This is a genomic window from Psychrobacter sp. TWP2-1-2 (assembly GCF_049896785.1).
GTDB lineage: Bacteria > Pseudomonadota > Gammaproteobacteria > Pseudomonadales > Moraxellaceae > Psychrobacter.
In genome coordinates this window covers 164,572-176,238 of record NZ_JAFCVA010000004.1, presented here as the reverse complement: position 1 = coordinate 176,238, position 11,667 = coordinate 164,572, and the positions used below count along the sequence as shown (strand labels likewise).

14 protein-coding genes are annotated in these 11,667 nt (G+C 43.7%); 8 read left to right on the top strand and 6 right to left on the bottom strand.

From position 1 onward, the window contains the following. The first annotated feature begins 141 nt into the window (after positions 1-141). From rpsF to ACP7AE_RS05660, 4 genes are all read left to right on the top strand, one after another. The gene (rpsF, locus tag ACP7AE_RS05675; RefSeq protein WP_045446907.1) at positions 142-546 is read left to right on the top strand and encodes a 30S ribosomal protein S6; all 405 of its coding nucleotides are present in this window, start codon (positions 142-144) and stop codon (positions 544-546) included. 16 nt (positions 547-562) lie between these two features. Continuing rightward, positions 563-793 (top strand): 30S ribosomal protein S18, encoded by a 231-nt coding sequence (gene rpsR / locus ACP7AE_RS05670; RefSeq protein WP_010198808.1) that lies wholly within the window; start codon positions 563-565, stop codon positions 791-793. Between the two features lie 26 nt (positions 794-819). Continuing rightward, positions 820-1,329 carry a 50S ribosomal protein L9 gene (gene rplI, locus ACP7AE_RS05665; RefSeq protein WP_045446903.1) on the top strand — a complete coding sequence of 170 codons (510 nt, stop codon included), beginning with the start codon at positions 820-822 and terminating at the stop codon, positions 1,327-1,329. Between the two features lie 270 nt (positions 1,330-1,599). Then, the gene (locus tag ACP7AE_RS05660; protein ID WP_055124252.1) at positions 1,600-1,848 is read left to right on the top strand and encodes a hypothetical protein; all 249 of its coding nucleotides are present in this window, start codon (positions 1,600-1,602) and stop codon (positions 1,846-1,848) included. 77 nt (positions 1,849-1,925) lie between these two features. Here ACP7AE_RS05660 and ACP7AE_RS05655 read toward each other — a convergent pair whose 3' ends face one another. The 3 genes from ACP7AE_RS05655 to cobT are packed head-to-tail and all read right to left on the bottom strand — an operon-like array spanning position 1,926 to position 4,421. Next, positions 1,926-2,477, bottom strand: coding sequence for a histidine phosphatase family protein (locus ACP7AE_RS05655; protein ID WP_426241861.1), 552 nt, complete (start codon positions 2,475-2,477; stop codon positions 1,926-1,928). 31 nt (positions 2,478-2,508) lie between these two features. After that, positions 2,509-3,369, bottom strand: a complete 861-nt coding sequence (gene cobS, locus ACP7AE_RS05650; protein WP_426241859.1) for an adenosylcobinamide-GDP ribazoletransferase — start codon at positions 3,367-3,369, stop codon at positions 2,509-2,511. Continuing rightward, on the bottom strand, positions 3,369-4,421 hold the full coding sequence (gene cobT, locus ACP7AE_RS05645) for a nicotinate-nucleotide--dimethylbenzimidazole phosphoribosyltransferase (protein WP_426241857.1): 1,053 nt from the start codon (positions 4,419-4,421) through the stop codon (positions 3,369-3,371). The genes cobS and cobT overlap by 1 nt, the downstream gene beginning before the upstream one ends. Before the next feature lie 226 nt (positions 4,422-4,647). Between cobT and ACP7AE_RS05640 the strand changes: the two genes are divergently transcribed. Next, positions 4,648-6,006, top strand: coding sequence for a GntP family permease (locus tag ACP7AE_RS05640; RefSeq protein WP_426241855.1), 1,359 nt, complete (start codon positions 4,648-4,650; stop codon positions 6,004-6,006). Positions 6,007-6,026: 20 nt separating this feature from the next. Then, positions 6,027-7,163 carry a glycerate kinase gene (locus ACP7AE_RS05635; RefSeq protein ID WP_426241853.1) on the top strand — a complete coding sequence of 379 codons (1,137 nt, stop codon included), beginning with the start codon at positions 6,027-6,029 and terminating at the stop codon, positions 7,161-7,163. 88 nt (positions 7,164-7,251) lie between these two features. Here the strand turns inward: ACP7AE_RS05635 and ACP7AE_RS05630 are convergent, their stop codons facing one another. After that, positions 7,252-8,121 (bottom strand): LysR family transcriptional regulator, encoded by an 870-nt coding sequence (locus ACP7AE_RS05630; RefSeq protein ID WP_201538952.1) that lies wholly within the window; start codon positions 8,119-8,121, stop codon positions 7,252-7,254. 107 nt (positions 8,122-8,228) lie between these two features. Between ACP7AE_RS05630 and ACP7AE_RS05625 the strand changes: the two genes are divergently transcribed. Together ACP7AE_RS05625 and ACP7AE_RS05620 are read left to right on the top strand one after the other, a co-directional pair. Further along, a complete protein-coding gene (locus ACP7AE_RS05625; protein ID WP_201501475.1) occupies positions 8,229-8,729 on the top strand; it encodes a lactoylglutathione lyase family protein in 501 nt (166 codons plus the stop codon). 202 nt (positions 8,730-8,931) lie between these two features. Continuing rightward, complete coding sequence (locus ACP7AE_RS05620) at positions 8,932-9,744, top strand: enoyl-CoA hydratase (RefSeq protein WP_201538951.1); 813 nt, start codon at positions 8,932-8,934, stop codon at positions 9,742-9,744. A gap of 152 nt (positions 9,745-9,896) precedes the next feature. Here ACP7AE_RS05620 and ACP7AE_RS05615 read toward each other — a convergent pair whose 3' ends face one another. Then, positions 9,897-10,235 (bottom strand): RidA family protein, encoded by a 339-nt coding sequence (locus ACP7AE_RS05615; RefSeq protein WP_201539049.1) that lies wholly within the window; start codon positions 10,233-10,235, stop codon positions 9,897-9,899. A gap of 59 nt (positions 10,236-10,294) precedes the next feature. Further along, entirely contained in the window at positions 10,295-11,542 is a 1,248-nt protein-coding gene (locus ACP7AE_RS05610; RefSeq protein WP_201538950.1) for an NAD(P)/FAD-dependent oxidoreductase, read from the bottom strand. Between the last annotated feature and the right edge of the window lie 125 nt (positions 11,543-11,667).

The following is an 11,667-nucleotide window of genomic DNA, read 5'->3' as shown; positions in this document are numbered from 1 at the left end:
AGTACTGTTATAATACGGCGCTTTATAAACTAAGCTTATTTCTTATTATTTTTCATAATAATAGCTAGAAATCGGGCTTACCTTATAAATCTCCTTGCTATTAACATAGGGTTAATAGCTACTAATCCGTAAGGAGTCATAATGCGACATTACGAACTGGTGTTACTTGTACACCCAGACCAAAGCGACCAAGTGGTCGGCATGGTTGAGCGCTACATCAAGTTAGTTCAAGACAACAACGGTGTTATCCATCGTTTAGAAGATTGGGGCCGCCGTCAATTGGCATATCCAATCAACAAGATTCACAAAGCTCACTACGTTCTTTTCAACATTGAAACTGACGGTGAAACTTTAGCTGAACTTGAAGAATTATTCCGTTATAACGACGCGATCATTCGTAGTCTAGTTATGCGCCGTGACGACGCTGTCACTGAAGAGTCGCAGTTAGCCAAGAATGCCGATGAAAAACGCGCACGCAAAGCAACTACTCGTCGTCCAGACAGTCGTGAAAACGATAATGACGACAACGACAACAGTGAAGACTAATTAAAGGAGAATACTCATGGCACGTTTCTATCGCCGTCGCAAATTCTGCCGTTTCACTGCTGAAGGCATCACTCACATCGATTATAAAGATGTTGAATTGCTAAAACAGTACATCAGTGATAATGGTAAAATCGTACCAAGCCGCATTACCGGTACATCTACTAAATATCAGCGTCAACTAGCTACTGCTATCAAGCAAGCTCGTTATTTATCGCTACTTCCATACACTGATAACCATCAGGGTTAACCGTTAATTTTAACTAGGAATGACTCATGCAAATTATTTTGTTACAGCGTATCGTCAACCTTGGTAAACTCGGTGAAACTGTCGATGTGAAACCAGGTTACGGACGTAACTTTCTTATCCCTTTGGGTAAAGCACTACCTGCTACTGCAGCTAACATTGAAAAGTTCGAAGCACGTCGTGCTGAGCTTGAAGCTGAAGAAGCGAAAGAAGTAGCTGTTGCTCAAGAACGTGCTGATGCGCTAACTGACGTTAATGTCATCATGCGTGCTAAATCAGGCGACGAAGGCAAGCTATTCGGCTCTATCGGTACTCGTGATATTGCTGAAGCATTGACTAACTCAGGTCTAGAAGTAGACCGTGCTGAAATCAAGCTTCCTGAAGGCACTTTACGTCAAGTTGGCGAATACAATGTTGATATTCAACTACATCATGACGTTACCGCTACTATTCTAGTTACCATTCTTTCTGAAGATGGCGACAACGAAGAGTCAGCAACAGAAGTTGAAGACGAGAACGAAGATTATTCAGAAGAGTAATTTTTTGAATACCTAGATCTAGTCTAAAAAAGCCAGTAACGTCATGTTGCTGGCTTTTTTGCGTTTTGCTATCGCGTTTAATTTATGATTTTATCAGGTATCTTGTGCAGTGATATATTCTAGCAACTATTTGTAATAAATAGCTTGGAAAGCCTATACTTAACAATAAGATACTACCTATAAAGTCATCTTTATTATTGTCACCTGAGTTGATATGCTCGTCGTATTTAATTGATAGATTTTATTTAGATAACGATAGGCTGCAATGACATGATAAATACTGACGACAAATTACGCTGTACCCAAGGTAATCACTTTTATAGCGAAGGTGAAATTTATAAGGTGGGTAGAATCGTTAATAATAAATACTTTCAAATCCTAACCGATAATGATGCAGACCACTGGTATGCAACACTGGATGATAGAGGCATTTATGTGAGCTTTGATTCGAACCTAGGCTTAGCAGAAAACGAGAGAGCTTACTTTGAAAAGATCGATGAGCTACAAGCTGAAAGCTAGCAGCCTCCTGAACTATTCAAAAGCACTCAAAAGCATTCAAAATTTAAGAACGGTCAACATAATGGCCGTTTTTTTAATTAAATATCAATACGATTACAGGACAGATATGCGACAGAGCGCGGCCACTCAGCGGCTGTTTTCGGCACTTCTTGGTCAGCAGCTATTATCTTGGCTGCATTTATCCAGCCTGCATGACCGATGACTAATACTGGGCCATCTTTTTGTTCAGCTGAAACCTTAACCAACCAACCTTCAACACGCTCAAATAGCTGCTGCAAGCTCTCTCCATGACTGGGGGCAAAATGGGCAAAATTATGACACCACTCATCAATCTCTTGCTTGGTAATTTGCGCCCACCGACATCCATCCCATTCGCCAAAATGAATCTCAGCCAATTCAGGCGCGACGCGACACTCAAAACCACGTTGCGCTAATATTTGCCCGACTTTTAGTGAACGTTGTAAGGGGCTGACCCAAATTATTTTTGGTAATTGATGCAAACGCACAAAGCGCTCGATTTTATTGGCAAGACGTTTCAACTTACGTTTATCGACGCCGATATCAGTTTGTCCAATACAAATTCCTTCAGTATTCATCGGTTTGGGATGACGCCAAATATAGAGAATCATGAATAAGTATGGTCCTTGGTGACGATTTAATTTAAATAAAGGGTATAGAAGCAGCCAGTCCGATATAAATAGCAATTTCACTAAGCTGCTGCGTCGCGCCGAGCCCATCGCCCGTGTAACCATCCAAGCGCCTGCGCAATAAACGTCGCATGTAGTCAGTGGCTATCAGCGCCAGTATCATGGCTAACAACCATTGAGCAAGCCCAATCTGCTGCATCGTATTGGGAAATATAAGGGCGACTAAAATAATAGCCAATATTAGCCAGCCACTGCTATATAGCCCTTGTATTGGCGTCAATTGCTGCGCCATCGGTTTGGCTTTTGCGTGTTCTATCTCTCCACCATAAGGCAGTAAAGACAGCAGGCTAATGCAAAGTAAACGCGACGCGGTATGTCCTATGATAAGCGCGATGACAGCTATCGGTATGGGCATCGAGGCAAGTAAGCTAATTTTGAGTAATAGCGCCGACACCAAACCTAATACACCATAAGTACCTAGGCGCGAGTCTTTCATAATAGTCAGTGTGCGCTCGCGAGTCAGACCACCGCCGAGACCGTCACAGCTATCCGCAAGACCATCTTCATGAAAAGCGCCAGTGAGCTTAATTCCAAAAGCTGTGCTCAGCACTGCAGCAACTAGCGGCGTAAATAACAGACTGCCCAGCCAAAACACGCCAGCACAGAGTAAGCCCACCAATAAACCGACTGCGGGGAAATGGCGACTGCTCTGATGCAACCATTGCGGATCATAATGCTTAAATGGTGGTACTGATAATCTCGTTAAAAATTGAACGGCGACCAGTAACAATATCCATTCATGCTTTATAAATTGAGTAAGATTTCGTCTAGGCGAGGATGGCTGATTTGATGGTTTGTTTAATGATTGTGACATCAGTTGTTTTGCTCACTGATACCGGCGTCACTAAAGCTTGCCATCTCATTGATAATGGCGCAAGCGGATTGCAACAATGGATACGCGAGCGCAGCCCCGCTACCCTCGCCTAAGCGCATGCCCATATTGAGTAAAGGCTCAGCATTGAGTGATTTCAATAAATGCGCGTGCCCCGGCTCAACAGAATGATGAGCAAAGACCGCGTATTGAGCAACACCGGGCGCTAGGCGTTCAGCCACCAATAATGCGCTACTGGCAATAAAACCATCAATCAGGAGAATACGCCGTTCACTAGCAGCCTGAATCAGCGCACCCGCCATCATGGCAATCTCAAGCCCGCCCAATGCAGCGAGTACATCAAACGGTGCTTGTGCCTGTTGATGACGCTCTAATACTTGCGTCAAAATATCCGTCTTATGCTCTAATCCTGCATCATCAAGTCCTGTACCGCGACCAATACAATCAGCAATAGACAAGTCGCCCAGTCTTGCGAGCAAAAGACTCGCTGCTGAAGTATTGCCTATGCCCATTTCACCAACAATCAACAGATTACCCACTAGATTCTTGACGACTTTCATGCCGTTTTCTAGCGCTGCTAAACACTCTGTTTCTGTCATCGCAGGCTCTGTTAGCGCGTCTCGGCTACCATGGCGAACTTTATAATCTAGCAATTTCGGATGAGGAGCAAAGTCGGTATCCACCCCAGCATCAACAACCTTTAACTCAATATTATGCTGGCGTGCCAATACGTTGATGGCGGCACCGCCTTGCAAAAAATTATGAACCATTTGCGCAGTGACAGCACTAGGAAACGCTGACGTACCATGCTTAGTCAAACCATGGTCTGCCGCAAACACTCGTATTTGCGCTTGCTCAATATGCGGTGTGATCGTTCCTTGAATCATGCCCAACTGCACAGCGAGTGCCTCTATTCGCCCAAGCGCGCCCAGCGGCTTGGTTTTTAGGTCTATAATCTGCTGTAGCTGCAGACGTAATTCATCATTTTCTATATTGGCTATAGTAGGCGCGGTAAATATGGTCAAGGTAGGCATCCTGATAATGGTACGTGTGAAGCAAAAAGCACATACTAGCAGAGTATCTAAGCTTTACCATGAATAAAATAAAATATGAGCCGAATAGATTCCCTAGCAGCTTGGATTTACTATAGAATATGCCCCTTTAAAAATCCATATACCTATTGATGCTGCTATTAATGAAATAATAGCTCAGTAGCAGCATCCACAATTATCGCTATCAACCCTACATGTAGAGACAGTAATGATCGTATTTTGGCTTGTGCTGACCATTCTTTTTATTATTTTTGCCACAGCAAAGTTAAAGTGGCATCCTTTTTTAGTATTGATATTATCAGCCTTTTTAGTAGCGCTATTTTACCAAGTGCCGCTTAATACTGTTGCTAAAACCATCTCGGATGGCTTTGGCGGTATTTTAGGTTACATCGGTCTGGTTATTGTCTTTGGTACTATCATCGGGCTAATCCTTGAAAAAACAGGTGCCGCCATTGTAATGGCAGAAACGGTCATCAAAGTTTTGGGACCACGCTTCCCTACTTTGACCATGTCTATCGTTGGTGCTGTGGTTTCAGTGCCAGTATTCTGTGACTCTGGCTATATTATTTTAAACTCATTAAAAGAAACATTGGCCGAGCGTTTACACGTGTCCAGTGTGGCGATGAGCATTGCCTTAGCGACAGGCTTATACGCAACTCATACCTTTGTACCGCCAACCCCAGGTCCAATTGCCGCAGCAGGTAACTTAGGGTTAGAGTCCAATTTAGGCTTGGTTATTATGGTCGGTGTGGTGGTGACAGCGGTTGCTGTACTGGCTGGCTGGTGGTGGTCTAATCGATTCTTAAATGTCGCTCCCGACAATATCGACGCACTGGACGCGCCAGCAGCGACTTTGCCTGAAAACATGAAGACACGCGACGACTATAGCAGCATGCCGTCAGCAACAATGGCGTTTTTGCCTATTATTGTCCCTATCCTATTGATTTGCTTATCGTCTGTTGCTAACTTCCCAAGTGCACCATTTGGCAGTGGCACGTTGACAGATATTTTAGTGTTCATCGGCAATCCACTCACGGCATTACTGATTGGTTTATTCTTGTCTTTCTTACTAATTAACACTGAGCAAAAAACACAGCAAATTAGCGACAGCATCTCTCAAGGTTTGGTTGTGGCAGCCCCTATCCTATTGATTACTGGCGCAGGCGGTGCATTTGGTGCCATGCTAAAGGTCACACCGATTGGCGACTATTTAGGTACGACATTGTCTGCGTTAGGGCTTGGTATTTTTATGCCATTCATTGTTTCTGCTGCGTTAAAAACGGCACAAGGCTCAACCACAGTCGCCTTGGTCACCACCTCTGCGATGGTCGCGCCGTTACTGGATCAAATTGGTCTCGACAGTGAGCTTGGTCGCGTATTTTGTGTGATGGCCATTGGTGCAGGTGCCATGACTATCTCGCACGCCAATGACAGCTTTTTTTGGATTGTCAGTCAGTTTAGTCGTATGAGTGTGGCGCAGGCTTACAAAGCCCATTCTATGGCAACGGGTATTCAAGGCGTGACCAGCATCGTCTTTATCTGGTTATTAACCTTGGTATTTATTTAAAGAGATTCAAAGAGACATTCATGAAAATTTTAATTGCTCCCGACTCATTTAAAGAAAGCTTAGACGCACTGGATGTTTGCCGCGCCATTCAATCTGGCTTCAGCCAAGTGTTTCCAGAGGCTGATTATAAGCTATTACCGATGGCTGATGGCGGCGAAGGCACGTCTGCGGTACTGTCTTATGTATTGGGTGGACGCTGGAAAGAAGTGGTGGTCAATGATCCACTGATGAGACCAATAACGGCAAAGTATTTGTTATTGCCCGACGCTACGGCTGTCATCGAAGTTGCTCAAGCGTGCGGATTACATCTACTGACAAGCGATGAACGCAATCCTGTGATTGCTAGCAGTTACGGTGTCGGCGAGCTGATTGCTGATGCGTTAGAAGAAGGGGCTAAACGTATCGTGATTGGTCTAGGTGGTAGCGCAACCAATGATGCAGGTCTTGGCATGCTAATGGCATTAGGCATCACATTTCACGATATCAATGACACTCTACTCACTCATGGTGGTGGCGCACTTGCCAGCCTACATAGGCTTGATAATATAAATCTTCATGCAAAGGTATTAGACACAGTATTTGAAGTCGCTTGTGATGTGACCAATCCTTTATGTGGTCTTTTGGGTGCGAGCGCAGTATTTGGTCCACAAAAAGGCGCTTGTCCAGAGCAAGTCAATGAGTTAGATAAGGCACTAAATCACTTTGCCACCATGTGCGGTCATCACGGTTATGAGGACTGCCAACATGTCGAAGGCGCTGGAGCAGCTGGCGGTCTTGGCTACGCGATGATGACGTTCTTTCAAGCTCAGCTAAAATCAGGCTTTGACACAGTTGCTGAGGTGGCTCACCTGTCACAGCATATTGCAGAGGCTGATCTCGTTATCACGGGCGAAGGTAAGCTCGATGCGCAAACAGCCATGGGTAAAGTGGCAGGTGGTATCAGTCAGCTTGCCAAAGCCAGCCATACGCCAGTCATTGCTATTTGTGGTAGCGTTGACGGACTCAAACCTGCGCAAACTAGCCAGTTCGAGGTCATCATGCCCAGTATCCAAAAAGTAGATACCATCGAAAACGTACTGAGTCAGGCTTATGACAATATTGAAACCACAGCTGTAAATATTGCTGCAAGTATCAAACTTGGGCAAAACTTGAAATAACGATAGTCTATTAAATAAACGACTTCTATTAAATGCACAGCTATTTAACCTTTGATAGCTGTGCATTTATCATTTATTCTCAAAATATCTATAGCCATTTCGTTACTTCATCAATGACCGTGTGCATTCTATTAGAGAGTGCATGCCGTCGTCTTACCGCAAGATATAGCGTCTCGCTAACGGCAACAGGCAGATGATGGCTTTTAATCAGCTCAGGCTTTTGATAAGCAGCCACTGCATGTGCAGGTAGCACGGTAAAGCCTATACCCCTACTCACTGGCTCTAAGATTAATCCTATCTGATTCGAAAAGCCTTTTTTCTCAAAATCATTGATGTGCTGGAATTCAGGATAATTAGCGCTTAGCAGCATACCTGCATGATGGGCACCATCTGGATGATCAATAAAGCCAAGCTCGGTGAGATGCTCCCAGCTCGGCTCTACCGTAGTTGCAGGTGTTACTAATATTAGCGCTTCTTGAGCCATAGACTTACAACTGACTGTCTCCTCATCTGAGACATCCGTCATAAAGCCAATGTCAATCTCATGATTAGCAAGCGCCTTCTCTATATCAGAATTGGGTGCAAAACGGTAATCAATCACTAGCTTTGGATGCTGCTGTTGTAAGATCAAAAGCTGCGGATATAGCTTGAGTCCCACACTACCAGGCGACATCAAACGCACCAATCCTTCATAAGGAGGATCTTCACCGATGCGCTGCTCCAGATTTGATAAGCGCTGCAATATCTCGCCTGCTTCTTTATAGAGCTGCTCACCTGCATTGGTCAGTGAAAACTGCTTTCCTTGACGAATCAGTAAGTCTATATCCAACTGATCTTCTAGCTTACGTATGTGCTGACTCACGCCAGATTGGGTCATGTGTAAGCGTTCAGCCGTACGAGTAAAGTGCCCGAATTCGGCAAGCGCACAAAAAGTGCGTAACCATGTGATATTTATCATTACGATACATAATTATTTATATAATATTTGATAATTTTACATAATAATCGTATGTTTGTATACTGGCCTCACGTTAAATAAGAGTACAACTAACAGGAGCAAAAGCTATGAACAACGTTTATCCAAGGAGTTTTTCGCACATCGGCCTTTCAGTTCCCGACCTAGAAGCCGCCGTAAAATTTTATACTGAAGTAATGGGTTGGTACACCATCATGGAGCCAACAGAGATTGTTGAAGATAATAGCCCGATTGGTGAGATGTTTACTGAAGTATTCGGTTCAGGTTGGGGCAGTTTCCGTATTGCTCACCTATCTACTGGTGACCGTATCGGTGTTGAGATTTTTGAATTTAAAAATCAAGAAAACCCTGAAAATAACTTTGAATATTGGAAAACAGGTATCTTTCACTTCTGCGTTCAAGATCCAAATGTTGAAGAGTTGGCTGAACGCATCGTTGCAGCTGGCGGTAAAAAGCGTATGGAAAAACCACGCTATTATTACCCTGGTGAAAAACCTTACCGCATGATCTACATGGAAGACCCGTTTGGCAATATCGTCGAGATATACAGCCACAGCTACGAGCTTATTTATAGCGAAGGCGCATACTAAACTCAGTGTACATACAGCTTAATACAGCCTTAACTTGTATCTGACTGATAAACAAATAGCGACCTCAGAATATGAGATCGCTATTTTTATTTGTCTGTTTTCTACATGAGCAACCTATTATATAAGAGGTAAGCCATGCTACTATTTAGGTAGCTATACATAGCATCTACCAAACGAAACAACCCATTATCAAGGATGATAAATGACAAACTCTGACGTTGCCTTAGACATGGATGACTTTCCCGTTATTAGAAAAGACGATAGAAAAAGTGGCGTGGTCACTCTCACCTTAAACCGACCAAAGCAATTCAATGCCTTATCCGTTGAGCTACTCTCTGCGCTACAAGCGGAACTGGACAGTATCGCTCAAGATGACAATATCCGTGTAGTCGTCATTGCAGCAAATGGTAAAGCGTTTTGTGCCGGTCACAATCTAAAAGAGATGCGCGCACATTCAGATGAAGCCTTTCAGCGCGCCCTATTCCAACAATGCAGTCACATGATGCTCACTATTAATCGTATGCCGCAAGTCGTGATTGCAAAAGTGCAAGGTATCGCGACAGCAGCAGGGTGCCAACTGGTCGCCGCCTGTGATTTAGCCGTTGCCGCTGATAAAGCCAAATTTGCCACTTCAGGGATAAACGTTGGGCTTTTTTGCTCCACACCTGCTGTAGCCGTCAGTCGCAATCTACCTCGTAAGCAAGCGTTTGAGATGCTCATTACTGGTGAATTTATCGATGCACATACTGCTTTGCAATATGGATTAATCAATCGAGTAGCCCCAGCAGATCAATTAGAGCAAGTCTTGCAATCGTTGATAACGGCGATTACTACCAAATCTCCAGTAGCGGTAAGAACTGGCAAAGATATGTTTTATAAGCAATTGAATATGAGCGTCGAAGATGCTTATGACTATGCCAGTGAAGTAATGACTTGTAATATGATGGCAGACGACGTGAGTGAAGGTATTGACGCCTTTGTTGAAAAGCGCCAAGCCGTATGGAAAGGATGCTAACTACAGCTGTGGCTGCCACCTACTTAACCACTGTTATTTTTTTATTAACCGTCAATCATAGCATTCGAGCCAAATTATTTGCCAAGCACGAAAAAGGCCATGATAGCGATATCATGGCCTTTTTTAAACAACTACTACAATTAATCTGTTACTTACTCAGCGGCGATGGCAATCATCTCAACCAACAGCTCAGGACGTGCCAATGCAGACTCGCCACAAGCACGAGCTGGCGGCTGAATGCCTTCAAACCACTGGTCATAGACTTCATTCATAGCAGCAAAGTCTGCCATGTCTTTTATCCAAACCGTTACTGACAGTAGTTTTGATTTATCGCTACCCACTTCTTCTAACAACGTTTGGATTTTTTCCAAACAAGTCAATGTTTGCGCTTTGATATCGTCTTCTGCATTACCTACCTGACCACATAAATAAATAGTCTGGTTATGGACGACAATTCTGCTCATGCGTGGCGTGCTGTGTAGCTTCTTTATCATGTTATATACCTTCAATTTATTAATTTAAGTCTGTGCTAAATCTGTCAAATGCGCTTTTAATTAGAAAAACGCTGAGCACTGAATGGCGCAACATCTACTAATACTGGCTTGTCATGAATCATCTCTTCAACGAGACGTCCTGTCATAGGCCCTAAAGTAAAACCCTGATGACTGTGACCAAAGGCAAACCATAATTTTTCATGCTTGTCTGCAGGACCAATAACTGGCTTCATATCAGGCATACAAGGACGTGATCCTGCCCATGCTTCGCTCTCAATCGCATCTTCTAATGGTAAGATTTTTCTTGCCAGCTTCAGAACCGTTTTTAATTGACCAAAGTTCTTTGGTGCATCCATGGTAGTCATCTCAGCACCGGTCGTGATACGGATACCTTGCTGCATCGGTCCCATGACAAAGCCTTTGTCCATATCGAACATACTGTGATTGATGGTATTTTTTTCTGTCACTTTGAAATGCTGATGGTAGCCACGCATTGGGAACAATGGCAGATTATAGCCAAGTGGCTTGATCAAATCATTAGACCATGGACCTGCTGCGATAACCAACTTATCACTATAATAAGTGTCATTATCAGTGATGACTTTCCAACCCTCACCATCTTGTACGATTTCTTTTACATCGCTCTCTTTAATTGTACCACCCATCTCTTGGAAATTTTTCGCATAGGCTTTGACTAGGGAGCTTGGGTTTGACACTTGCCAAGAGTTTTTCCAATGAATCGCACCAACGAAACCTTCAAAATTAGCACTAGGTTCCATGGCTTTTAGCGCTTCAAGGTTCAATACGTTATGCTCAACGCCTTGATTGCGCGCATCAATGGCTGATGCTTGTGCTTCTTTGAACGTTTCTTCCGAACGATGCAATTGCAACCAACCATCACGAGTAATTAGCTCGTCAGCACCAGAGGCTGAAATCATTGTCTGATGCTCACTGGTACAATGCGCGATCAGTGTCTGCCATTCTGATTCTATTTTTTTGACCGAAGCTGGCGTAGAGTATTTCCAGTACTGTAGCAGCGCTTGGTGATAACGCAAAATTGCTGGAATACGATAGCGAATATCCGTCCCTTGGTTCGGTAATACTCGGATCATCTCAGTCAATTGACGAGGAAAAGGATGGGTATGAATGGCTTCGCGCTGAATCAATCCTGCATTGCCATACGAGGTCTCTGAGCCTGGCAACTTCTTGTCTAACATCAGTACTTTTGAATTATTTTTTTGTAAATGCCACGCGACTGACGTGCCAACCATACCTGCACCGATAACGATCACTTCATAGCGCATAACCTATCCTTTTCTTATGGTGTTAATACAGAGTATCAAATATGAGGGTCTAACGGAATAAGGTGGTAATAGTAACGCATTGAGCTGAATATTAAACCCCAATCTCATAAATATTTTTGCTATTA